Annotated in this window: 19 protein-coding genes; 17 read left to right on the plus strand and 2 right to left on the minus strand. The window is 64.8% G+C overall.

Features of this window, described 5'->3' with window-relative positions:
- The first annotated feature begins 9 nt into the window (after positions 1–9).
- Positions 10–1299, plus strand: a complete 1290-nt coding sequence (locus FAZ98_RS03005) for a dihydroorotase (RefSeq protein ID WP_158951843.1) — start codon at positions 10–12, stop codon at positions 1297–1299.
- Between the two features lie 55 nt (positions 1300–1354).
- The gene (locus FAZ98_RS03010) at positions 1355–2161 is read left to right on the plus strand and encodes a lysophospholipid acyltransferase family protein (protein ID WP_158948644.1); all 807 of its coding nucleotides are present in this window, start codon (positions 1355–1357) and stop codon (positions 2159–2161) included.
- 21 nt (positions 2162–2182) lie between these two features.
- Here the strand turns inward: FAZ98_RS03010 and FAZ98_RS03015 are convergent, their stop codons facing one another.
- Positions 2183–3034 carry a symmetrical bis(5'-nucleosyl)-tetraphosphatase gene (locus FAZ98_RS03015; protein ID WP_158948646.1) on the minus strand — a complete coding sequence of 284 codons (852 nt, stop codon included), beginning with the start codon at positions 3032–3034 and terminating at the stop codon, positions 2183–2185.
- Between the two features lie 366 nt (positions 3035–3400).
- Here FAZ98_RS03015 and rfbB point away from each other — a divergent pair, with 366 nt between their 5' ends.
- Genes rfbB through FAZ98_RS03065 form a run of 10 tightly spaced genes read left to right on the plus strand, consistent with a single transcriptional unit; the run spans position 3401 to position 15603 of the window.
- Complete coding sequence (rfbB, locus tag FAZ98_RS03020; RefSeq protein WP_158948648.1) at positions 3401–4462, plus strand: dTDP-glucose 4,6-dehydratase; 1062 nt, start codon at positions 3401–3403, stop codon at positions 4460–4462.
- A gap of 11 nt (positions 4463–4473) precedes the next feature.
- The gene (rfbA, locus tag FAZ98_RS03025; protein WP_158948650.1) at positions 4474–5367 is read left to right on the plus strand and encodes a glucose-1-phosphate thymidylyltransferase RfbA; all 894 of its coding nucleotides are present in this window, start codon (positions 4474–4476) and stop codon (positions 5365–5367) included.
- Positions 5352–5903 carry a dTDP-4-dehydrorhamnose 3,5-epimerase gene (gene rfbC / locus FAZ98_RS03030; RefSeq protein ID WP_158948652.1) on the plus strand — a complete coding sequence of 184 codons (552 nt, stop codon included), beginning with the start codon at positions 5352–5354 and terminating at the stop codon, positions 5901–5903. The genes rfbA and rfbC overlap by 16 nt, the downstream gene beginning before the upstream one ends.
- Positions 5904–5910: 7 nt before the next feature.
- Positions 5911–6807: a dTDP-4-dehydrorhamnose reductase gene (gene rfbD, locus FAZ98_RS03035; protein ID WP_158948654.1), complete on the plus strand. Its 897-nt coding sequence runs from the start codon at positions 5911–5913 to the stop codon at positions 6805–6807.
- A 30-nt stretch (positions 6808–6837) separates the two neighbouring features.
- Positions 6838–7824 (plus strand): ADP-glyceromanno-heptose 6-epimerase, encoded by a 987-nt coding sequence (gene rfaD, locus FAZ98_RS03040; RefSeq protein ID WP_158948656.1) that lies wholly within the window; start codon positions 6838–6840, stop codon positions 7822–7824.
- Position 7825: 1 nt separating this feature from the next.
- The gene (locus FAZ98_RS03045; protein WP_158948658.1) at positions 7826–8746 is read left to right on the plus strand and encodes a glycosyltransferase family 2 protein; all 921 of its coding nucleotides are present in this window, start codon (positions 7826–7828) and stop codon (positions 8744–8746) included.
- 59 nt (positions 8747–8805) lie between these two features.
- Complete coding sequence (locus tag FAZ98_RS03050) at positions 8806–9588, plus strand: ABC transporter permease (protein WP_158948660.1); 783 nt, start codon at positions 8806–8808, stop codon at positions 9586–9588.
- 9 nt (positions 9589–9597) lie between these two features.
- Positions 9598–10347, plus strand: a complete 750-nt coding sequence (locus FAZ98_RS03055) for an ABC transporter ATP-binding protein (RefSeq protein ID WP_158948662.1) — start codon at positions 9598–9600, stop codon at positions 10345–10347.
- A 16-nt stretch (positions 10348–10363) separates the two neighbouring features.
- Positions 10364–12241: a glycosyltransferase family 2 protein gene (locus FAZ98_RS03060; protein ID WP_233272648.1), complete on the plus strand. Its 1878-nt coding sequence runs from the start codon at positions 10364–10366 to the stop codon at positions 12239–12241.
- A gap of 32 nt (positions 12242–12273) precedes the next feature.
- On the plus strand, positions 12274–15603 hold the full coding sequence (locus tag FAZ98_RS03065) for a glycosyltransferase (protein WP_158948667.1): 3330 nt from the start codon (positions 12274–12276) through the stop codon (positions 15601–15603).
- Here the strand turns inward: FAZ98_RS03065 and FAZ98_RS35535 are convergent.
- Entirely contained in the window at positions 15537–15965 is a 429-nt protein-coding gene (locus tag FAZ98_RS35535) for a hypothetical protein (protein WP_233272649.1), read from the minus strand. The two genes, FAZ98_RS03065 and FAZ98_RS35535, sit on opposite strands and share 67 nt — an antisense overlap.
- Between FAZ98_RS35535 and FAZ98_RS35540 the strand changes: the two genes are divergently transcribed.
- The 5 genes from FAZ98_RS35540 to FAZ98_RS03090 all read left to right on the plus strand — a co-directional run bounded on the left by FAZ98_RS35540 (position 15912) and on the right by FAZ98_RS03090 (position 22466).
- Positions 15912–17558 (plus strand): glycosyltransferase family 9 protein, encoded by a 1647-nt coding sequence (locus FAZ98_RS35540; protein ID WP_233272650.1) that lies wholly within the window; start codon positions 15912–15914, stop codon positions 17556–17558. The two genes, FAZ98_RS35535 and FAZ98_RS35540, sit on opposite strands and share 54 nt — an antisense overlap.
- A 208-nt stretch (positions 17559–17766) precedes the next feature.
- Entirely contained in the window at positions 17767–18588 is an 822-nt protein-coding gene (locus tag FAZ98_RS03075; RefSeq protein ID WP_233272651.1) for a glycosyltransferase family 2 protein, read from the plus strand.
- Entirely contained in the window at positions 18585–19562 is a 978-nt protein-coding gene (locus FAZ98_RS03080; RefSeq protein ID WP_158948671.1) for a UDP-glucose 4-epimerase family protein, read from the plus strand. The genes FAZ98_RS03075 and FAZ98_RS03080 overlap by 4 nt, the downstream gene beginning before the upstream one ends.
- Positions 19563–19567: 5 nt before the next feature.
- Positions 19568–20596, plus strand: coding sequence for an MraY family glycosyltransferase (locus tag FAZ98_RS03085; protein ID WP_158948673.1), 1029 nt, complete (start codon positions 19568–19570; stop codon positions 20594–20596).
- Positions 20586–22466, plus strand: a complete 1881-nt coding sequence (locus FAZ98_RS03090; protein WP_158951845.1) for a polysaccharide biosynthesis protein — start codon at positions 20586–20588, stop codon at positions 22464–22466. The genes FAZ98_RS03085 and FAZ98_RS03090 overlap by 11 nt, the downstream gene beginning before the upstream one ends.
- Positions 22467–22483 lie beyond the last annotated feature (17 nt).

The following is a 22483-nucleotide window of genomic DNA, read 5'->3' on the forward strand; positions in this document are numbered from 1 at the left end:
AGCATGAGCATGAAGATCCACATTCAAGGCGGCACGCTGATCGATCCGGCGGCGGGCACCGAAATCCGGCAGGACGTGTTTATCGAAGCGGGCAAGATCGCGGCCATCGGCGCGGCGCCCGCCGGTTTTCACGCCGACAAAACCCTCGACGCGCGTGGCTTGACGGTCGCGCCCGGTCTCGTCGATCTGAGCGCGCGACTGCGCGAGCCGGGCTACGAGCACAAGGCGACGCTCGACTCGGAAATGCACGCGGCGCTCGCGGGCGGCGTGACGAGCCTCGTGTGCCCGCCCGACACCGATCCCGTGCTGGACGAGGCGGGTCTCGTCGAGATGCTGCAGCATCGCGTGAGCAAGCTCGCGCGCGCCAACGTGCATCCGCTCGGCGCGCTCACGGTCGGCCTGAAAGGGCAGGTGATCACGGAGATGGTGTCGCTCACGGAAGCGGGCTGCATCGGTTTCACGCAGGCCGATACGCCCATCGCCGACACCCAGGTGATGCTGCGCGCGCTGCAATACGCGAGCACCTACGGCTACGCGGTGTGGCTGCGTCCGCAGGACGCGTATCTCTCGAAGGGCGGCGTGGCCGCGAGCGGCGCGCTGGCGTCGCGGCTGGGGCTTTCGGGCGTGCCGGTGAGCGCGGAAACCATCGCGCTGCACACGCTGTTCGAGCTGATGCGCGTGACCGGCGCGCGCGTGCATATCCAGCACGTGTCGTCGGCGGCGGGTGTGACGCTGATGCGCGCCGCGAAGGCCGAGGGCTTGCCCGTGACCTGCGACGTGACGATCAACCATCTGCATCTGATCGACATGGACATCGGCTATTTCGACGCGCAGTTCCGGCTCGATCCGCCGTTGCGCCAGCAGCGCGACCGCGAGGCGATACGCGCGGGGCTGCTCGACGGCACCATCGACGCGATCTGCTCGCAGCACACGCCCGTGGACGACGACGAAAAACTGCTGCCGTTCGCCGAAGCCACGCCGGGCGCGACCGGGCTGGAGCTGTTCCTGTCGCTCACGGTGAAATGGGCGCAGGACGCGGGCGTGCCGCTCGCAAAGGCGCTCGCGCTCGTGAGCGCGGCGCCGGCGGCGATCGTGCAAAAAGACGCGGGGCGCCTCGCCGTGGGCGCGAACGCGGACCTGTGCGTGTTCGACGCCAACGCGCACTGGCGGGTGGAACCGCGCGCGCTGCGCAGTCAGGGCCACAACACGCCGTTCCTCGGTTACGAACTGCCCGCCGTGGTGCGCGCGACGCTCGTGGCGGGGCGCGTGGGTTTCGAGCGCGCGCATCAGCACGCGTGACAGATTTGTGTCATGTAACTTTGCTAGCATCCGCCGATTCAGCCTGACGTCGACAATGAGCCTTTTCATCCGCAAGACCCGTTTGTTCGCGCATCTGCTGCGCGGCGCCTGGATCGTCGCCACGCGCTTTCCGCGCGCCAGCGTCGACGTGCGACACGCGCTGAACCGCGCGTGGTCCCTCAAGATGCTCCAGTTGTGCGGCATGAAGCTCGTCGTGCACAACGATTCGGCGCGGCTCGACGCGGGCGCGCTCGTGGTGAGCAATCACATCTCGTGGATCGACATCTACGTGATCAATGCGTGGCGCCCGACGCCGTTCGTCTCGAAGGCCGAGATCCGCAACTGGCCGCTGATCGGCTGGTTCGCGAAGCATCTCGACACGGTGTTCATCGAGCGCGAGAAACGCAGCGACGCGCGCCGCATCATGAACGAACTCTCCTCGCGGCTCGAGCGCGGCGAACTGATGTGCGTGTTCCCGGAAGGCACGACGTCGAGCGGCGTGGCGCTCTTGCCGTTCCATTCGAACATGTTCCAGGCGGCGGTGGCGGCGGGCAAGCCGGTGCAGCCGCTGTGCATTTACTACGAAGACGCGCAGGGGCGGCAGACCACGGCGCCCGCGTATATCGACGATCTCTCGCTCAAGCAGTCGCTCGACGCGATGCTCGGGGCGGGCGCGATCACGGCGCACGTGTACGTGGGCGAGCCGATCGTGGCGGAAGATCGCCGCACGTTGGCGGCGCGCGCGCAGGAAGCGGTGAATGGGGCGCTGGAGGCGATGCGCGGGCCGGTGGTGGCGGGCGTGACGGGCGAGGTGCCGGTCGTGTCGGGGGAGTTGCCTGGCGCACAGGGCGCTCAGGCTTGACCTGAATTCTGGCTAAGGCGGTCAGTGGCTCGTCGCGCGGCAGCTTTCGCAGGGCACCTGGGTCAACACGCGCTGCCACGGGTCGGCTTCGAGCTGCACGCAGGAGAGCCGTTCGCCCCACACGCATCCCGAATCGAGTCCGATCAGATTCTTGCGCAACGTGAGGCCGAGCGCGGCCCAATGGCCGAACACCACGGTGACGTTCCCGGTTTTGCGGCCCGGCACGTCGAACCACGGCATATAGCCCGCGGGCGCGGAATCGAGGCCGCCGCTCGTCGTGAAATCCATCACGCCTTCGGCGTTGCAAAAGCGCATGCGCGTGAGCGCGCTGCACGTGACGCGCAGGCGGTCGATTCCCTTCAGATCGTCCGACCAGCGGTTCGGCTCGTTGCCGTAGAGACCCGCGAGCGTCGTCTTCCAGTCGTCGCGCCGTAACGCTTTCTCAAGATCGTGCGCGAGTTCCATCGTCATGTCGGCGTCCCATTGCGGCAGCACGCCCGCATGGACCATCAGCAGGTTGTTTTCAAAGTGCGCGATCGGCCGGTGGCGCACCCAGTGCAGGAGATCCTCGGCGTCGGGCGCGTTGAGGATGTCGTCGATGGTGTCGCCCTTTTTCGACTTGCGAATGCCCGCGGAAACCGACAGCAGATGCAAATCGTGATTGCCCAGCACGGCAACGCCGCGCTCGCCGAGCGCGATCACTTCGCGCAGCGTCTCGAGCGAGGCCGGGCCGCGGTTGATGAGGTCGCCGGCGAACCACAGCGGCGCGTCGGGCGAGGGCGCCGCCTTGGCGAGCAACTGGCGAAACGGGGTGAGGCAGCCTTGCAGATCGCCGAAGGCGAGCGGGGCCGGGAACGACGCTTGCTTCTTCATCGGGTTGAAATGAGTTCGGTGTACGGCGCAGAGTTGGGGTGTGAAGTTATCACAGGACGGCGATCGTGGTGCGGCGCGGTAGAGCGGTTTCGCCATGACCTTGACCCGCGCCCGACTCGTGGAATTGGCACGAAAGATGCGATGCGGGATTTTGTCAAGCTGTTTCAAGATGTTAGGGGGATAGCTTTCGCTCCGGCTATCCTTATAATCTCTCGGTACAAAATCCGCGCCGGACTATGCTAGTCAGATAAAACGGACGCTTTTTTCCCACGGAAGCGACTCACGGTACGCTTCCAGAGCAAACTGGCTTCGGGGATTCACATCGCCAGGTTTGCTAATACATCACTCGCGCCAAAGAGGAGTTCCATGATCCTGGTTACGGGCGGTGCCGGCTTTATCGGCGCCAACTTTGTGCTTGACTGGCTGCGTCAATCGGACGAGCCCGTCGTGAACGTCGACAAGCTCACCTACGCGGGCAATCTCGGTACGCTGCAGTCGCTCAAGGGCGATTCGCGCCATATCTTCGCTCAGGTGGACATCTGCGATCGTGCAGCGCTCGACGCGCTGCTGGCCGAGCACAAGCCGCGCGCGATTCTGCACTTCGCGGCCGAAAGCCATGTCGACCGCTCGATCCACGGTCCCGCCGACTTTGTTCAGACCAATGTGGTCGGCACGTTCACGCTGCTCGAAGCCACGCGCCAGTACTGGAACGCCCTGGGCGCCGAAAAAAAGGCCGCCTTCCGCTTCCTGCACGTTTCCACGGACGAAGTGTTCGGCTCGCTCTCGGCAACGGATCCGCAATTCTCGGAAACCACGCCTTACGCGCCGAACAGCCCGTATTCGGCGACCAAGGCCGGTTCCGATCATCTCGTGCGCGCGTATCACCACACGTATGGTCTGCCCGTCCTGACCACGAATTGCTCGAATAACTACGGCCCGTACCAGTTCCCCGAAAAGCTCATTCCGCTGATGATCGCGAACGCGCTCGCCGGCAAGCCGCTGCCCGTTTATGGCGATGGCCAGAACGTGCGCGACTGGCTGTACGTGGGCGATCACTGCAGCGCGATTCGCGAAGTGCTCGCGCGCGGTCAGGCTGGCGAGACGTACAACGTCGGTGGCTGGAACGAGAAGAAGAACCTGGAAGTCGTGCACACGCTGTGCGACCTGCTCGACGAATTCCGCCCGAAGGCCGCTGGCTCGTATCGCGATCAGATCACCTATGTGACCGACCGCCCGGGCCACGATCGCCGTTACGCGATCGACGCGCGCAAGCTCGAGCGCGAGCTGGGCTGGAAGCCCGCTGAAACCTTCGAGACGGGTCTGGCGAAGACGGTGCAGTGGTACCTGGACAACCAGGCATGGTCGGACGAAGTGGCCTCGGGCGACTATCGCAAGTGGGTCGAGACCAACTACGCGACGCGTACGTAAAGGCGGCTGACATGGCACGTAAAGGCATTATTCTCGCGGGCGGTTCCGGCACGCGGCTCTATCCGATCACGCATGCGGTGTCGAAGCAGCTGCTGCCCGTGTACGACAAGCCGATGATCTACTACCCGCTTTCGACGCTGATGATCGCGGGCATTCGCGACGTGCTCATCATCTCGACGCCGCAGGACACGCCGCGCTTCGAAGCCATGCTCGGCGACGGCAGCCAGTGGGGGATGAACATCCAGTACGCGGTGCAGCCTTCGCCCGACGGTCTCGCGCAGGCCTTCATCATCGGCAAGGAGTTCGTGGGCAACGATCCTTCCGCGCTCGTGCTCGGCGACAACATTTTCTACGGCCACGACCTCGCGAAGCAGCTCGAGCGCGCCAACTCGCAAGAGTCGGGGGCGACGGTGTTCGCGTATCACGTGCACGATCCGGAGCGCTACGGCGTGGTCGAATTCGACCAGGGCTTCCGCGCGCTGTCGATCGAGGAAAAGCCCGCGAAGCCGCGCTCGAACTACGCGGTGACGGGCCTCTACTTCTACGACAACCAGGTTTGCGACATTGCCGCGGACATCAAGCCTTCGCCGCGCGGCGAGCTGGAAATCACCGACGTCAATTCGCGCTATCTGCGCGACGGCGCCTTGAATGTCGAGATCATGGGCCGCGGCTATGCATGGCTCGATACCGGCACGCACGATTCGCTGATCGAAGCGGCCACGTTCATCGCCACGCTGCAAAAGCGCCAGGGTCTGGTGGTGGCTTGCCCCGAGGAAATCGCGTTCCGCTGCAAGTGGATCAGCGCCGAGCAACTCGAAAAGCTCGCCGCGCCGCTCGCGAAGAACGGCTACGGCAAGTATTTGAAGAACCTTTTGACGGATCAAGTTGCATGGCCATCACGGTAACTGCTACGGCGCTGCCCGAAGTCAAGCTCATCGAGCCGAAGGTGTTCGGCGATGCCCGCGGCTTCTTCTTCGAAAGCTTCAACGCTCGTGAGTTCGGCGAACTCGTGGGCGAGAACATCGACTTCGTCCAGGACAACCATTCGCGCTCGGCGAAAGGCGTGCTGCGCGGCCTGCATTACCAGGTCGAGCACGCGCAGGGCAAGCTCGTGCGTGTGGTGGAGGGCGAGGTTTTCGACGTCGCCGTGGATATCCGCCGCAGCTCGCCGAACTTCGGCAAATGGGTGGGCGTGCATCTTTCCGCCGACGACCATCGCCAGTTGTGGATCCCGCCGGGCTTCGCGCACGGCTTCGTCGTGTTGTCGGAGTCGGCGCAATTCCTCTACAAGACGACCGACTACTGGTTCCCCGAGCACGAGCGCAGCATTGTCTGGAACGACGCGGATATCGGCATTGAATGGCCTGTCGACTTCGAGCCGGTGCTGGCCGCGAAAGATGCCGCGGGCAAGCGGCTGAACGAAGCCGAAGTCTATGCGTGAGGGCGCGATGACATCCCACACGCAACCCACGATCTTGCTGACTGGCGTGACGGGGCAGGTTGGTTTCGAACTCGCCCGCACGCTTCAGGGGCTCGGCAAGGTCGTCGCGCTCGACCGCAGCGCGCTCGATCTGTCGAATCTCGACGAAGTGCGCCGCGTCGTACGCGAGGTCGGACCGCAACTGATCGTGAATCCGGCGGCGCACACGGCGGTTGACAAGGCCGAGAGCGAACCTGACCTCGCGATGCGCCTGAACGCGGAGCTGCCGGCCACGCTGGCCGAAGCGGCGAAGCAGCTTGGCGCGGGCCTCGTGCATTACTCGACCGACTACGTGTTCGACGGCGCCAAAGACGGCGTGTATCTCGAAACCGACGCGACCAATCCGCAAAACGTGTACGGCCGGAGCAAGCTCGCGGGCGAGCAGGCGATCGAGGCGTCGGGCTGCGCGCACCTGATCTTCCGTACGAGCTGGGTGTACGGCGCGCGCGGCAACAACTTCATGCGCACCATGCTGCGGCTCGGTGCCGAGCGTCCGGAGTTGAGCGTGGTCGCCGACCAGATCGGCGCGCCGACCTGGTCGAACACGATTGCCGCGTTGACCTCGAACGTGCTCGCGCAAGCGGCCGGTGCGACGGATGCCGCGCAATGGTGGGCCGAGCATTCGGGCGTTTATCACCTGACGGCGGACGGCTCGACTTCGTGGCATGGCTTCGCCGAAGCGATCTTCGAGTTCGCCGCGCTGGAGAACAAGCCCGTGGTGAAGCCGATATCCGCCTCGGCGTGGCCCACGCCCGCGAAGCGGCCCGCCAATTCGCGCATCTCGAACGACAAGCTCGCCAAGGTATTTGGCGTGCGGGCGCCGAACTGGAAAGACGCGTTGCGTCTGTGCATGCAGTCCGTGTGACGCCGTTGGCGGCACGCAAACTCGAACATCATGACCCTCATCGTCACCGGCGCGGCCGGCTTCATCGGCAGCAATATCGTCAAGGCGCTCAACGAACGCGGCGAAGACCGCATCATCGCCGTCGACAATCTCACCCGCGCGGATAAATTCCGTAATCTCGTCGATTGCGAGATCGACGATTACATCGACAAGACCGAGTTCGTCGAACGCTTCGCGCGCGGCGACTTCGGCAAGGTCCGCGCGATCTTTCATGAAGGCGCCTGCTCGGACACGATGGAAACCGACGGCCGCTACATGATGGACAACAACTTCCGCTATAGCCGCGCCGTGCTCGACACGTGCCTCGCGCAAGGCGTGCAGTTTCTCTACGCGTCGTCGGCGGCGATCTATGGCGGCTCGAGCCGCTTTGTCGAAGACCGCGAAGTGGAAGCGCCGCTCAATGTGTACGGCTATTCGAAGTTCCTGTTCGACCAGGTGATCCGCCGCGTGCTGCCCACGGCGAAGAGCCAGATCGCGGGCTTTCGCTACTTCAACGTGTACGGCCAGCGCGAGACGCACAAGGCGCGCATGGCTTCGGTGGCGTTCCACAACTTCAACCAGTTCCGCGCCGAAGGCAAGGTCAAGCTGTTCGGCGAGTACAACGGCTACGCGCCGGGCGAGCAGACGCGCGATTTCGTTTCGGTCGAAGACGTGGTGAAGGTCAACCTGTTCTTCTTCGATCATCCGGAGAAGAGCGGCATCTTCAATCTGGGCAGCGGCCGCGCCCAGCCGTTCAACGACATTGCCACGAGCGTGGTCAACACGCTGCGCGCGATGGAAGGCAAAGGCGCGCTTTCGCTGGAAGAACAGGTGAAGGAAGGCCTGATCGAGTACATCCCGTTCCCGGACGCGCTGCGCGGCAAGTACCAGTGCTTCACGCAGGCGGACCAGAGCAAGCTGCGCGCGGCGGGCTACGACGCGCCGTTCCTGACGGTTCAGGAAGGCGTGGATCGTTACGTCCGCTGGTTGGCGAAATAACGTGCCGCTTGCCAGCCAGGGTCACGTCGATACCGGCATCGTCGTGGTGTTTTATCGGCCGGACGAAGCGTGCGTGGCGCGCGCCAACCGGCTCGCGGCCTTCGGGCACTGTGTCGTGATCGACAACACGGAGCGCGAGCGCGCCGCGGCGCACAACGTGCAACCGGCGCTCGACGCGGCCATCACCTATGTGGCGAACGGCGAGAACCGCGGGATCGCAACCGCGCTCAACCAGGGCGTGGAGATACTGCTGCGCGCGGATTGCCGCGTCGCGCTGCTGTTCGACCAGGATAGCGAGCCCGGCGAGGTCCTGCTGCGCGATCTGCCGGCAACGATGCGCCGCGAGATCGACGCGGGCCGTCACTTCGCGCTGATCGGTCCCGCCTACGAGGACGGCCGGCTGGGCGGCACCGCGGCGTTCGTGCGGTTCGGGTTTCCGGCCTTGCAGCGCATCGCGCCCGAAGGCTCGCAACTGATCGATGTCGATTTTTTGATCACCTCGGGTTCCTGCGTGAACCTGGGCGCCTGGGCGACAATCGGCCCGATGGACGACGCGCTGTTCATCGACTTCGTCGATCTCGAATGGTGCGTGCGGGCTCGCGCCGCAGGCTTTCGCGTGGCGGGCGTGCCGTGGCTGCGGCTCACGCACGAACTCGGGGGCGAGCCCGTGAAGTTTCTCGGGCGCACGTATCCTGGCCATTCGCCGCTGCGGCACTACTACCTCTTCCGAAACGCGGTGGCGTTGATGAAAAGGTCCTATGTGCCGTGGCAGTGGAAGGCGAACGAGCTGCTGAAGATGCCGTTTCGTCTCGCGATCTATGGCATCTGGCTCAAGCCGCGGCGGCGTCATCTCCAGATGGCGTTCCTCGGCATCTGGCATGGTTTGATGGGTCGGGGTGGCCCGCTGACCGCTGTCCATTGAAAAGGCACGCGTTGGAGCCAACGGGCTCTGACGCGTATTGCAAATCGTCGAAAACAGATATGTTCAACTTGATATTTTCAGACCTGAAGCAGAGCGCCGTCTCCTGGCGCTTGTGGACCTTGCTCGGCTGGCTCGAAATCAGACAGCGTTACGCGCGTTCGCGAGTCGGTCCGTTCTGGCTGACCATCAGCATGGGCGTGATGATCGGGTCGATCGGCATTGTGTACGGTTCGCTCTTCGGCATGAAGATGAGCGACTACCTGCCGTTTCTGTCGATCAGCCTCGTGATGTGGACGATGTTCTCGCAGACCGTTCAGGAAGGCAGTCTCGCGTACATCAACAGTGCGACCTACATTCGCCAGGCCGCCACGCCGAAGCTGATCTATATCCTGCAAGTGGTCTGGCGCAATCTCGTCATCCTTGCGCACAATTTCATCATCGTCCTCGCGCTGATCGTCATTTTCGGCGTGAAGAACTGGCTGGCGTTGGCGGTTTTCGTGCCCGCGCTGGTGCTGTATCTGCTCAACGCCATGTGGATCGCGATGATCGCGGCGCTGCTGTCCGCGCGGTTCCGCGACTTGCCGCAGATCATTTCGGCGCTCATCCAGGTGGCGTTCTACGTCACGCCCATCATTTATCGGCCGGACGCGCTCAAGCGTTTTTCCTTCATCGTCGACTTCAACCCGCTCGCGCATCTGATCGAGCTGGTTCGCTCGCCGCTGATCGGCCAGATGCCGTCCATGACGACCTGGCTCGTCTCGCTCGGCCTCGCCGTGGTTGGCTGGACGCTGGCGCTGGCCATGACGGGCCGTTTTCTCAAACGTATTCCTTACTGGGTCTAGGAGAGCACCGTGGCGTACATTGAACTCAAAGGTGCGACTCTCGACCTGCCGATTTACGACGTGCAGGGCCGCTCGCTCAAGAAGCAGGTGCTTCGCATGGGCCGCCGCAACACCATCGCCGAAGACAGCGAGGGCGTGATCGTCGTGCGCGCGCTCAATAACGTCGATCTGCGCTTCGAGGCGGGCGACCGCATCGGCCTGATCGGCCGCAATGGCGCGGGCAAGTCCACGCTGCTGCGCACCATGGCCGGCATCTATACGCCCACGCTCGGCTCGGTGGAAAGCGAAGGCAAGATCGTGCCGCTGCTCGATATCAGCCTCGGCATGGACGACAACTCCACGGGCATGCAGAACATTCGTCTTCGCGGCCTGCTGCTCGGCATGACGGACGCCGAGATCAAGGAGAAGACGCAAAGCATCGTGGAATTTTGCGAGCTGGGCGATTACCTCGACCTGCCGCTGCGGACCTATTCGAGCGGGATGCGCGTGCGTCTCGCGTTCGCGGTGTCGACGGCCGTGGATGCGGAAATCCTGCTGCTCGACGAGGTGATGGGCGTGGGCGACGCCTCCTTCATGCACAAGGCGCAGGAGCGTCTGCACGATCTGCACAGCCGCGCCGAGATCGTTGTGCTGGCCATGCACGCGAATTCGGAAATTCGCCGCGTGTGCAACAAGGCGCTGTGGATGGACGGCGGCTGCGTGCGCGCATTCGGTCCTGTCGAGGAAGTCGTCGCGGCGTACGAAGCGCAGGTTGGCTGAGATGCGGGCAAGGTCGTTGGCCGGATCCGCGCGTCGGGCGTGGCTGGCGGCCCGCCAGACGATCCACGCCAGGGGCGGTGTGTTGCCGGTCGCGCGCGCCGTGCTGGCGATCGTGCGCCGCCAGGGACTCGGTGGCGTGCGCGGGCTGTTCCAGCGCGCCGTCAACGCCGACGATTACCCCGCGTGGCGGCTCAAATTCGACACGATCGACGGCCCGCGTCGCGAGGCGCTACGCGGCAAACTCGCCGCGCTGACGCGCCGGCCGCGCATCTCGATCGTCGTGCCCGTGTTCAATCCGCCGGCGTCCGACTTTCGCGCGATGCTCGACTCGGTGTGCGCGCAACTCTACCCGGAGTGGGAACTGTGTCTGTGCGACGACGCCTCGACGCAGGCGCATGTGGGCGAAATCCTCGCCGAATACGCGCGTCGCGATGCGCGCATCAAGACCGTGCGGCGCGAGACCAACGGCCATATCTGCGCGGCCAGTAACGACGCGCTCGCCTTGGCGACGGGCGAGTTCATCGCCTTGCTCGATCACGACGACGTGTTGCCCGAACAGGCGCTTCTGATCGTCGCGCAGTATCTCGAACGTCACCCCACGGCGCAGCTGCTGTACAGCGACGAAGACAAGCTCACGCCGCAGGGCGAGCGCGTCGAGCCGTACTTCAAGCCGGACTGGGATCCGCTGCTGATGCTCGGTCAGAACGTGTTTTCGCACCTCGGCGTGCTGGCGCGGGATCTCGTGCTCGCGGTGGGTGGCTTTCGCGTGGGATTCGAGGGTAGCCAGGATCTGGATCTCGTACTGCGTTGCGCGGAAAAAGTCGCGCGCGAAGACATCGTGCATATCCCGCACGTTCTCTATCACTGGCGGATCGGTGCGCAAAGCACGTCGCGCGAGGTGGCGGCCAAGCCTTATGTGCGCGAGGCGGCCGTGCGCGCCGTGACGGAGCATCTCGCGAGAACGGGCCGCGCGGCGCGCGTCGAACCGCTGCGCGAAACGTCGTCGATGCTGCGCGTGGTGTTCGACGTGCCCGCGCCGGCGCCGCTCGTGTCGATTCTCGTGCCCACGCGCGACAAGCCCGAACTGCTGGCGCAATGCATCCATAGTGTGATGCGCCATACGTCGTACGAAAACTTCGAAATCCTGATCGTCGATAACGGTTCGACTGATCCGCGCGCGCTCGAACTGCTGGCTTCGTTGCGCGCAACGGACAGAATCCGTGTGATTCGCGACGACTCGCCGTTCAACTACTCGGCGCTCAACAACCGGGCGGCGGCGTTGGCGCGCGGCAGCGTGCTGTGCCTGCTCAACAACGACATCGAAGTTCGCGATCCCGCGTGGCTCTCGATTCTGGTCGGCTACGCATTGCAGCCGGAAAGCGGCGCCGCTGGTGCGGCGCTCTGGTATGGCAGCGAACGCTTGCAGCACGGCGGCATTGCGCTGGCGGGCGAAGCGGTGGCGGGTCACCTTCACCATATGATCGGACGCGAGGAAGCGGGCTACTTCGGCCGCGCGTTGCTGGCGCAGCAAGTCGCGGCCGTCACGGGCGCGTGCCTCGTGGTACGGAAATCGCTTTACGAGCAGGTGGGCGGCCTGGACGAACAACATCTCGGCGTTGCCTATAACGATGTCGATCTGTGCCTGAAGCTGAACGCCGCGGGATATTGCAACCTGTACGTGCCGTACGCGAATCTTTACCATCATGAGTCCGCTTCGCGCGGCTCGGATATGAGCGGGGAGCGCGCGGCGCGCCTCGCCCGCGAGGCGGCGTGGATGCGGCAGCGCTGGGGTGAGCGGCTCTTTCGCGATCCTTCGCACAATCCCAACCTCGAGATCGAGGGAGGACGATTTTTCAGCCTGGCGAGTTCTCCACGCATAGGTCAGTTCGACTAGAACCCGATTAGCGGAACTCCAATAACGTACCCATGATGAAATTTACCGGCGAACGCTTTTTGCCCGATCAGACAGGCGGTATCGAGCTCGAACACGTGCATCGGTATCGCTGCGCGGCTGAAGTGTGCGCGAACAAGGACGTGCTCGATATCGCCTGTGGCGAGGGATACGGTTCCGCGCTGCTCGCGGACGAGGCGGCCTCGGTGATCGGCGTCGACATTTCGCCGGAGACGATCGAGCATGCGGCGCGGCATCACACCGCCGCGAATCTTCAGTTTCGCCAGGGTTCCGCGCAAACGATCCCGCTCGACGACGCATCGGTCGACGTCGTGGTGAGTTTCGAAACGATCGAGCATCACGATCAGCACGCGCAGATGATGGCCGAGATCCGCCGGGTGCTGCGCCCGGACGGCGTGCTCATCATGTCCAGCCCGGACCGCCGCGTCTACTCGGAACTGACTGGTTTTCAGAATCCTTGGCACGTGAAGGAACTGTCGCGGCCCGAGTTCGAAAGCCTGATCCGCGGTTCGTTTCGCAACGTGGCGATCTACGGGCAGGGCGTGGTCTATGCGTCGGCATTGCTCGCCGAGGAAGCCGCGCGCGTGGCGAGTTTCCGCAAGACCGAAGCGGGCATCGAGCGCGGCGCCGGTCTCGTCGCGCCGATGTATGTGATCGCGGTTGCTTCGGATGGCGCGCTGCCCGTGCTGTGCTCGGGCGTGTTCGAAACCAGCATCGACGAAGCGGAAACCGTGGTCCGTCTCAAGGAGACCCTTGCCGAGACGATCGCCGCGCGCGATCACGGCCTGGTCGGGTTGGGCGAAGCGCCGAAGGCGCTCGAGGCGGCGTTGGCGCAGGTCGAGGCGCAGAAGGCGGAACTCGACGCGCTGCGTCAAGCGGCGCAGGCGAACCGGCTGGCTTCGAAGCGGCTCGAGACCGAAAAGCAGGAACTCGAAAATTCGCTGTCCCGGCTCGGCGCGTCGGTCGCGCAACTGAATGCCGCCGTGCATGCGTATCGCTCGTCGCTGAGCTGGAAAATCACGGCGCCCGTGCGCATCGCCGGGCGCGCCGCGCGTGTCGCACGGCGCCTCGCGCGCGGCCTTCGTGCCATGGCGCGCTCGGGTTCCGCGCCGACCTTCGCGCCGACGCAAGACCTCGCGCCGGCGCCGGGCGGCGGTTTCATTTCCACCGGCGCCGATCCGCAGATGACGGTCGCGCCGCATTGGTCCGGTCTGCGTCCTGGCTGGGCGGTGTTCACCGTCGACATGGATTCGGACGAAGCGAGTCTGAACCCGACGCTGTACGCCTTTCACGGCGACGACGGCGCACAGGTGTCGTCCTATACGATGCCCGGCTACGGCAAGGGGCGCGAGAAGCGCTTGATCGTGCTGCCGCCCGACGTCCGTTCGCTGCGCTTCGACCCGACCGACCGTCGCGACGTCCGCTTCCGGCTCAACGCCGTGAGCGTTCGCAATGTGGGGCGACTGGGCCTCGTGCGCGAAGGCTACGCCGCGCTCGCCCCCGCGCAACGCGCGGAAGTGTGGCGCGCGTTGCTGCGCGGCAGGCTACGCCTCGCGAAGACGCTCGTGCGCTCGGGCATCGTCGGCAAATACGACATGGGCGAATATCGCGCGTGGGTGGAAGCGTACGACACGCTCACGCCCGACGACCTCGCGCGCTTGCGCGAACTGGGCGACGCGTTGCCGAACACGCCGCTCATCTCGGTCGTGATGCCGGTCTACAACACGCGACCCAGGTACCTGCGCAAGGCGCTCGACAGCGTGATCGCGCAGACCTACCCGCACTGGGAACTGTGCATCGCCGACGACAAGTCGCCGAACCCGGAAATCCGCGCGGTGCTCGAAGAGTACCTGCGCAAGGATGCGCGGATTCGCGTGGTGTTCCGGGAAACGAACGGGCATATCTCGGCGGCGAGTAATTCCGCGCTTGAGATCGTCAAGGGCGAATTCGTCGCGCTGATGGATCACGACGACGCGATGCCCGCGCATGCGCTCTACCTGATCGCCGCCGAAATCAACCGCCATCCCGACGTCGATCTGATCTACACGGACGAGGACAAGGTCGACGAAAACGATCAGCGTCACGATCCGCATTTCAAAACCGACTGGAATCGCGAACTGTTCTATTCGCAGAATTTCATCGCGCATCTGGGCGTGTACCGCACTTCCATCGTGCGCGCGATCGGCGGATTTCGCGTGGGCTTCGAAGGTAGTCAGGACTACGATTTTGCCTTGCGCTTTCTCCAGCACACGGACGGCAGCCGGATCCGCCACATTCCGCACGTGCTTTACCACTGGCGCATTTTCCCGGGCGTCGCCAGCTTCTCGACCGACAATCCCGATGCTTCCGTGGATACGGCGCGCCGCGCGATGGTCGAATATTTCGCCGCGGTGGAGCCCACGTCGCAGGTGGTGGGCATCGACCAATTCCCCGGCTGGTGGCGCATCAAGCGTCAGCCGCCGGCGCTGCTGCCGCGCGTGTCGCTCGTCGTGCCCACGCGGGACCGGGTGGACGTGCTGCGCGCGGCCGTCGATGGTTTGATGCACGCCACCGACTATGACAACCTGGAGATCATCGTTGTCGACAACGACAGCCAGGAAGCCGAAACGCTCGACTATTTCGCGCAGATCCAGCGGGATCCGCGCGTCAAGGTCCTGACGATCCGCGCGCCGTTCAACTTCTCCGCGCTGAACAACGCCGCGGTGGAGATCGCCAGCGGCTCGGTGATCGGCTTCATCAACAACGACATCGAGATCATTCATCCCGACTGGCTGCTCGAGATGGTCACGCAGCTCGCGCAGCCCAATGTCGGCGCGGTGGGCGCGAAGCTCTACTACGCCAACGAAACGATCCAGCACGCGGGCGTGGTGCTCGGCCTCTATGGCGTGGCGGCGCACCCGCACCGGCATTTTCCGCGCAACACGATCGGTTATTTCGGCCGGCCCATGCTGGTGCAGAACATGTCCGCCGTGACGGCGGCCTGCATGCTGGTGCGTAAAGACGTGTTCGAGCAGATCGGCGGTTACGACGAAGTCAATCTGACGGTGGGCTACAACGACGTCGACCTGTGCCTGAAGATTCGCGAAGCGGGCTACGACATCGTCTACACGCCGTTCGCCGAGCTGTACCACCTCGAATCGATTTCGCGCGGTGCGAATCTTTCGGCCGCGCAGATCGAACGCGATGCGCACGAGCGCGCCTACATGCTGGCGCGCTGGCCCGAAGTCATCGCGCACGATCCGTTTTACAGCCCCAATCTGACGATCGCGGGCGAGAACTACGCATTGGCGTTTCCGCCGCGGGCGGCCAGGCCGTGGAAGACCGCAGGGGAGGGCGCAGCATGAAAGCGACCGCGAAACGCGCCTTGAAGCGCATCGTCCGGCGCGCGGCGCCGGGTCTTGCGAACCGCCTGAGCCTCGCGTTGCGCGGGCAGCCGGGCGAGGCCGCATTCGACGCCGCCCGGTTCGGCAATCTGCTGGGGCGAATCCGCCAGGCGCAACACGCGTTCGACGCCCGCGAGCCGATCGACGCGGCGCGCGTGGCCGAAGTCGCCGCGCAGTCGTCGGTGGTCGTGGTGGGACATGCGCCGTTCGATAACGTCCTCGCGCTCGTGGAAGCGTTGCGGGCCGAGAAGCTCGCCGTCGCCGAACTGGTGATCGTCGATGCCACGTCGGAAACGCCACGGCTCGTCGCGATCCGCGATCATGTCGAAACCTGGAAGCGCCTGCTGCCGCTCACGCGCTTCAAGGTCGTCCCCTACGCGCGGCAAGATCTCCGTTACGCGGACGCGAACATGACCGGCTGGCGCGAAGCCACCGGGCGCTATCTGTGGACGGTCGGGCGTTACGACGTGCCGCTCGCCGGCTGCTTCAGCGCGCTTTTCAAGACCCTGCTGGCGCACACGGGCGACGTGATCGTGGTGTCGGGCACGGCCGCGCCGGACGCCAGCGTGCGGCACGTCGAGATCGGCGCGCTCGATCGGGCGGGTCTTGAGCCTGTCGTTCTTCGGCGGGAACAGAGCGAGGCGTTGCTCGCGGCCGCCGTGCGCGCCACCACCGTGCGCCGCGGCGCGCTGCCGCCCAGCGAGGCGGTGAGCGAATTTGCCGAAGGCATATTCGGCGGCCCGCGAACCGGTTTGCTGGATGAAAGCGCCTGCGGATTCGATACGCGCTTGATCACGAACCTGTCCGTCACGGAATGGTCGAGACGGCTCGGGCGGCGGGGCGTGCCCATAGTGCGCAGCGGTATCGCGTTCTCGCGGTCGATACTCCACCGGCTGACCGACGGCGGTCCCGCATGGGAGGCGATTCACGATTTGCGGCGCCTCGATGAGCCGGTCCCGGCGCTGCCGGATGACGCGTCCGAACTCATCGATATCGTGTGCCCGTTCCATCGCGGCGACGTGATCCTCGCGGTTCAGGTCGCCGCGCGCGCGGCGTCGGCCGGCAAGCGCGTCCGTTTGCATGTGGCGCAAGCGCTGGTCGCCTGGGCGCAGGAGTTCGGCGGCGGTATCGAGGTCCACGCCGTTCCCGTGCCGGTCGCGGCGGCGCAGGACACCTATCCCGTCTTGCTCGATGCTTACCAGTACGTGTGCTTGCGCAGCGATGGCGCGCCGCGCATCGCCCGCTGTCATCCGAGTCGCAGCCTTTCCGAGACGGGGCGCAATCTCGTCGACTACATGCTGGAAGAGGTCGGCTTGCCGCCCGACACGCGGCTGGCGAATCTTCGGCCCGAGAGCAGCGACGAGCAGCGCCGCATCGCGCGCGAACTGGTGGACGCGATCGGCGGAAAGATTGTCTTCGTTCATCCGCTGGGCGGCTGGCATCTCAAGTCCATTCCGCCTCACATCATGGCGGAACTCGCGCACGAGATGCGCGGCGCCGGGTTCAAGCTCGTCCAGATCGGCGCCGCGAACGACCGCCGCGTCGAGCACACGGACGGTGCGATTCTGCAGAACTTCATGCCGTCGCAGTGGCGGGCGATTCTGGCGCTCGGTCGCGCGCTGGTTGGCGTGGACTCTTGGACTTCGCACTTTGGCGCGATTCTGGATACCCCGCAGATCTGCCTGTACGGATCGACGAATCCCGTTCATGTGAGTTCCAAGCGCTGGTTTCAGGATCAGGAAAACCCCTGCCTGAATCTCGGGCCGATCGTCAATTGCTCGCCTTGCAATTCGCTGAGCTGCGTGGCGTGGCCCGAGCGCAACTACTGCACGGGCTACGCCATCGATCGCGCGGCGCTTGCCGATTTTCTCACCGGCACCGCGGCACGCGAACCGGAGCTGAGGAAGGCTTCGTAATGGCGTGAAAGGCGCGGAAAGGCAGCACGCCGGATTCGTCGGTGTTCGTCGTAACGACGACCCGACCCCCGGGTAACAAAGCGCAAACCTGATTGCCGGCGCGGCGCATTTTTTGCACACTAACCCATCGGCCCCGATTTCAGCAGATCGCTTGATATCGGCGCCGGATCGTTTCGATTCCTCTATGACCTCGAGTGCGGAAGCTGGCATGGATCACGGCACGTTGTCCGTATCGGTCGTGTTTTTTTATCCCGATGCGGCGTTGCTTTCCCGCACCTTCGAGAGCCTGGCGCGGGCGGCCGTGGAACTGGCGCGTGAGCGTCCAGGCGCCTCAACAAGCCTTTATCTCGTCGATAACGGCGGCATGCCCGACTTGCGGCGCGACCTTGCCATGTTGTCGGCCGCGGGCATCGCGTACACCGTGATCAGCGGTCACGGCAATGTCGGGTACGGGCGCGGACACAATCTCGCGATCCAGCAGGCGCAAAGCCGGTATCACCTGGTGCTCAATCCCGACGTCGACCTCGAACCGCGCGCGATGATCGAGGCGATCTCGTTTCTCGACCAGCATCCGGAAGCCGGATTGCTGGCGCCCGCTATCGTCGACGACCGTGGGCGGTTGCAGTATTTGTGCCGTCAGTATCCGACGCTGGTCGACCTGTTCGTGCGCGGCTTTCTCCCGCGTGCGGCGCGGCGTCTTTTCGACCGGCGGCTGGCGCGCTATGAAATGCGCGCGCAGATCAACGAGCGCGATACGTTGTGGGACCCGCCGATCATCAGTGGCTGTTTCATGTTGTTCCAGACCGCGGTGCTCAAAAAGCTCGGCGGCTTCGACGACCGCTATTTCCTCTATTTCGAGGACTACGATCTCAGCCTGCGCGCGCATGAACTGGCGCGCGTCGTCTACATGCCCTCCGTGCGGGTGCTGCATCACGGCGGCGGCGCCGCGCGCAAGGGCTTCGCGCATATCCGGATGTTCCTTTCGTCCGCGTGCAAGTTTTATAACCGGTTTGGATGGAAGTGGCTGTGAGCGGGATATTGGTGACGGGCGCGAACGGCTTCGTGGGCCGCGCATTGTGCGAAACGCTGGTGCGTCATGGCCACGATGTCACGGCGTTGGTGCGGCGCGGCACGCTGGGTATGGCGGGCGTGCGCGAATGGCGCCACGATGCGCCCGACTTCGCTGGCCTGCTCGAAGCCTGGCCTGACGACCTGACGCCCGATTGCGTCGTTCATCTTGCCGCGCGCGTGCACGTGATGCGCGACGAGTCGCCCGATCCCGGGAAGGCGTTCCATGCCACGAACGTCGAAGGGACGTTGCGCGTGGCGCGCGCCGCTCACGCGCGCGGCGTGCGAAGGCTGGTGTTCGCGAGCAGCATCAAGGCGGTTGGCGAGACGGACGGCGGAACGCCGCTCGCCGAGTCGGCGGCGCCCGGTTGGCTCGACCCGTACGGCCGCTCGAAGCGCGAGGCGGAAGACGCGCTCTGGGCGCTGGGCGCCCAGACTTCGCTGGAGATCGTGGTCGTGCGACCGCCGCTCGTGTACGGACCGGGCGTGCGCGCGAACTTCTTGCAGATGATGAGTGCATTGTGGCGCGGTATGCCGCTGCCGCTCGGCGCCATCGACGCGCGGCGCAGCATGGTCTACGCGGAGAATCTCGCCGATGCGCTCATGCGATGCGCGACCGACGCCCGCGCCGCGAACGCGTGCTTCCATGTGGCCGATACCGACGATCTTTCGGTCTCCCAATTGCTGCGCGTACTCGCCGACGACCTGGCCAAACCCGCGCGCCTGATTCCGGTTCCGCCTGGTCTGCTGAGCGTGGCGGGCAGGTTGACGGGGCGCTCGGCGCAGATCCAGCGGCTGACGTCCGACTTGCGGCTCGACACCTCGCTGATTCGCGAGAAGCTGGATTGGCAGCCGCCGTTCACGGCCAAAGAGGGACTTGCGAAAACCGCGCGCTGGTATCGTGAGACGCAAGCGACGCGCCATTCACACACGTAACGACCATGCATGTTTCCATACCGGCAGTTGCCGTATTGATCGCCCTGGTTTGCGCTTCGTTATGCGCGGCCATTCTCGCCGTTCTGCTGAAAAGCGGGCTGGCGTGGCGGCTCGCGACCGACATCCCCAATGACCGGTCGCTGCACGTTCGGCCAACGCCGCGCGTGGGCGGCTGGGGCATGATGCCCGTCGCCGTCGCCGCGATCCTTCTGCTGGCGCCGTCGCTCTGGCTGATCGCGCTCGGCACGCTGCTGCTGATGGGTATTTCGCAAATCGACGACCGCCGCGGTTTGCCTGCGCGCGTGCGCTTCGCCGCGCATTTCGTCGCCGTGGGCGCGCTGGTCCTGGTGTATCCCGCGCCGGTGCCATGGTGGTGCGCCGCCGTGGTGGCGTTCCTGATGCTGTGGCTCGTCAATCTCTACAACTTCATGGACGGCTCGGACGGCCTCGCGGGAGGCATGGCGCTCTTCGGCTTCGGCGGTTACGCGCTCGCGGCGCTCGCCGGGCCGCATCCGCTTCCCGCGCTAGGCTGGGCCGCCGCCGCGATCGCGGGCTCGGCGGCGGGATTTCTGCTGTTCAACTTCCATCCGGCCAAAGTATTTCTCGGCGACGCCGGCTCCATTCCCACGGGTTTTCTGGCCGGAGCACTCGGCTATTGGGGGTGGCGTACCGGCGTCTGGGCGATCTGGTTCCCGGCGCTGGTGTTTTCGCCGTTCATCGCCGACGCCTCCGCCACGCTGTTGAAGCGTCTCGCGCGTGGCGAAAAATTTTGGCAGGCCCATCGCGAACACTATTATCAGCGTATGGTCCGCTCCGGCACTGGCCATGCCGCCACGGCGCTGATATGGTACGTGGTGATGGGACTGGGCACGGCGCTTGCTGTCTGGTCTCTTGGGCGTTCGCCCGCTCTGCAGTGGGCAATCGTCGGGGCTTGGGTAGCCATCCTTGTGGTGATGGGCTTGGCAATTGACGTTCGCTGGCGGAGTTTTCAATCCCCAGCAAGACAACGTGAGGTGAATGCTGATGCTCCGTAATAAGGCCGGATGGCTATCGTTCGGCGCGTTTCTATTCGACATCAGCGCGGTGGCCGCTGCGTGGCTGGTCGCCTATCTGCTGCGCTTCAACGCCTCGGTTCCCACGGACTTCTGGCGTGGCGCAATCGACACGCTGCGTTGGGTGCTGCCCATCTACGCGGTCATGTTCCGCTGCTTCGGCTTGTATCGCGGCATGTGGGTGTTCGCGAGCCTGCCCGACCTGATGCGCATTACCAAAGCGATTGCTTCGGCCGCGCTGCTGTCCATGATCGTGTCGGTCATGCTGCAACCGACCCCGATCATTCCGCGCTCCGTGTTGATCGTCTCGCCGCTCCTCGTTTTCTTCATCATGGGCGGCTCCCGGGCGCTTTATCGCGCGACCAAGGAGTTTTACCTGTACGGCGCATTGGTTGCGCAAGGTAAGCCCGTGATCGTGATCGGCGCCGGCGGCGCCGGTGCGAGCCTGGCGCGCGAACTGTCGCGCTCCGCCGAGTGGCGTCTTGTCGGCTTGCTCGACGACGACCCGGCCAAGCAAGGGCGCGAGATTTACGGCTACAAGGTATTGGGCGCGATCGGCGACGTCGCGCACTGGGCGCAGGCGCTCCGGTGCGACTTCGCCATTATCGCGATACCGTCGGCATCGGCCGAAGCGCAGCGCCGCGCGGCCACCCAGTGTGTGCGCGCGGGCGTCAAGGCGCTCGTCCTGCCCGCATTGAAAGAGCTCTTGCCGGGAGCGGGCTTTCTCTCGCAGGTGCGCAACATCGACCTCGAGGACTTGCTCGGCCGCGACGCGGTCAAGATCGACACGCCGCACGTCGAAGCGCTGTTGCGTGGCCGCGTGGTCATGGTGACGGGTGCCGGCGGCTCGATCGGCTCCGAACTGTGCCGCCAGATTCTCCGCTTCGCGCCCGCGCAGCTCGTGGCGCTCGATCTTTCCGAATATTCCATGTACAAGCTCACCGAAGAAATTCGGGAGCGCTTCCCCGAGCTTTCGCTGGTGCCCGTGGTGGGCGATGCCAAAGACGCGCTGTTGCTCGACCAGGTCATGGCGCGCTACACGCCGCACATCGTGTTTCATGCGGCGGCCTACAAGCACGTCCCGCTCATGGAGGAACTGAATGCGTGGCAGGCGGTTCGCAACAACGTCCTGGGCACGTATCGCGTGGCGCGCGCGGCGATCAAACATAAGGTCCGCCACTTCGTCCTGATTTCGACCGACAAGGCCGTCAACCCGACGAACGTGATGGGCGCGAGCAAGCGCCTCGCGGAAATGGCGTGCCAGGCATTACAGCAGACGAATGACCATACGCATTTCGAGACGGTCCGCTTCGGCAACGTGCTGGGCAGCGCCGGAAGTGTGATCCCGAAGTTCCAGCAGCAGATCGCGAAGGGCGGGCCGGTAACGGTCACGCACCCGGAAATCACGCGCTTCTTCATGACCATTCCGGAGGCGTCGCAACTCGTGTTGCAGGCTTCGAGCATGGGGCACGGCGGCGAGATCTTTATTCTGGACATGGGGCAGCCCGTGAAGATCGTCGACCTCGCGCGCGATCTGATCCGCCTGTATGGCTTCAACGAAGATCAGATTCACATTGCCTTCACGGGGCTTCGGCCTGGCGAAAAGCTCTACGAAGAATTGCTCGCGGACGACGAAACGACCACGCGCACGCCGCATCCGAAGTTGCGCATCGCGCGCGCGCGCGAAGTGCCCAACAATCTTCTCGACGAATTGCTGCCCTGGCTGATGCAGCACCGCATTCCCGGCGACGACGAAGTGCGGCGTGACTTGCGACGCTGGGTGCCCGACTACAGCCCGGCCACGGTGCCGGTTCTGCAAAGTGTTCCCGAGGTAGGGCGGGCAGCAGGCTGAAGACGGCGCGGCGCAGT

This window comes from Paraburkholderia acidisoli, assembly GCF_009789675.1.
Classification (GTDB): Bacteria; Pseudomonadota; Gammaproteobacteria; order Burkholderiales; family Burkholderiaceae; genus Paraburkholderia; species Paraburkholderia acidisoli.

Coding starts and splice junctions, on each gene's coding strand:
- FAZ98_RS03075 (WP_233272651.1), top strand. CDS start 17,767: ATGGATCACGGCACGTTGTCCGTATCGGTCGTGTTTTTTTATCCCGAT.
- rfbC (WP_158948652.1), top strand. CDS start 5,352: ATGGCCATCACGGTAACTGCTACGGCGCTGCCCGAAGTCAAGCTCATC.
- FAZ98_RS03005 (WP_158951843.1), top strand. CDS start 10: ATGAAGATCCACATTCAAGGCGGCACGCTGATCGATCCGGCGGCGGGC.
- FAZ98_RS35535 (WP_233272649.1), bottom strand. CDS start 15,965: ATGATCGCGGATCGCGACGAGCCGTGGCGTTTCCGACGTGGCATCGAC.
- rfbB (WP_158948648.1), top strand. CDS start 3,401: ATGATCCTGGTTACGGGCGGTGCCGGCTTTATCGGCGCCAACTTTGTG.
- FAZ98_RS03015 (WP_158948646.1), bottom strand. CDS start 3,034: ATGAAGAAGCAAGCGTCGTTCCCGGCCCCGCTCGCCTTCGGCGATCTG.
- FAZ98_RS03090 (WP_158951845.1), top strand. CDS start 20,586: ATGCTCCGTAATAAGGCCGGATGGCTATCGTTCGGCGCGTTTCTATTC.
- rfbD (WP_158948654.1), top strand. CDS start 5,911: ATGACATCCCACACGCAACCCACGATCTTGCTGACTGGCGTGACGGGG.
- FAZ98_RS03050 (WP_158948660.1), top strand. CDS start 8,806: ATGTTCAACTTGATATTTTCAGACCTGAAGCAGAGCGCCGTCTCCTGG.
- rfbA (WP_158948650.1), top strand. CDS start 4,474: ATGGCACGTAAAGGCATTATTCTCGCGGGCGGTTCCGGCACGCGGCTC.
- FAZ98_RS03010 (WP_158948644.1), top strand. CDS start 1,355: ATGAGCCTTTTCATCCGCAAGACCCGTTTGTTCGCGCATCTGCTGCGC.
- FAZ98_RS03085 (WP_158948673.1), top strand. CDS start 19,568: ATGCATGTTTCCATACCGGCAGTTGCCGTATTGATCGCCCTGGTTTGC.
- rfaD (WP_158948656.1), top strand. CDS start 6,838: ATGACCCTCATCGTCACCGGCGCGGCCGGCTTCATCGGCAGCAATATC.
- FAZ98_RS03065 (WP_158948667.1), top strand. CDS start 12,274: ATGATGAAATTTACCGGCGAACGCTTTTTGCCCGATCAGACAGGCGGT.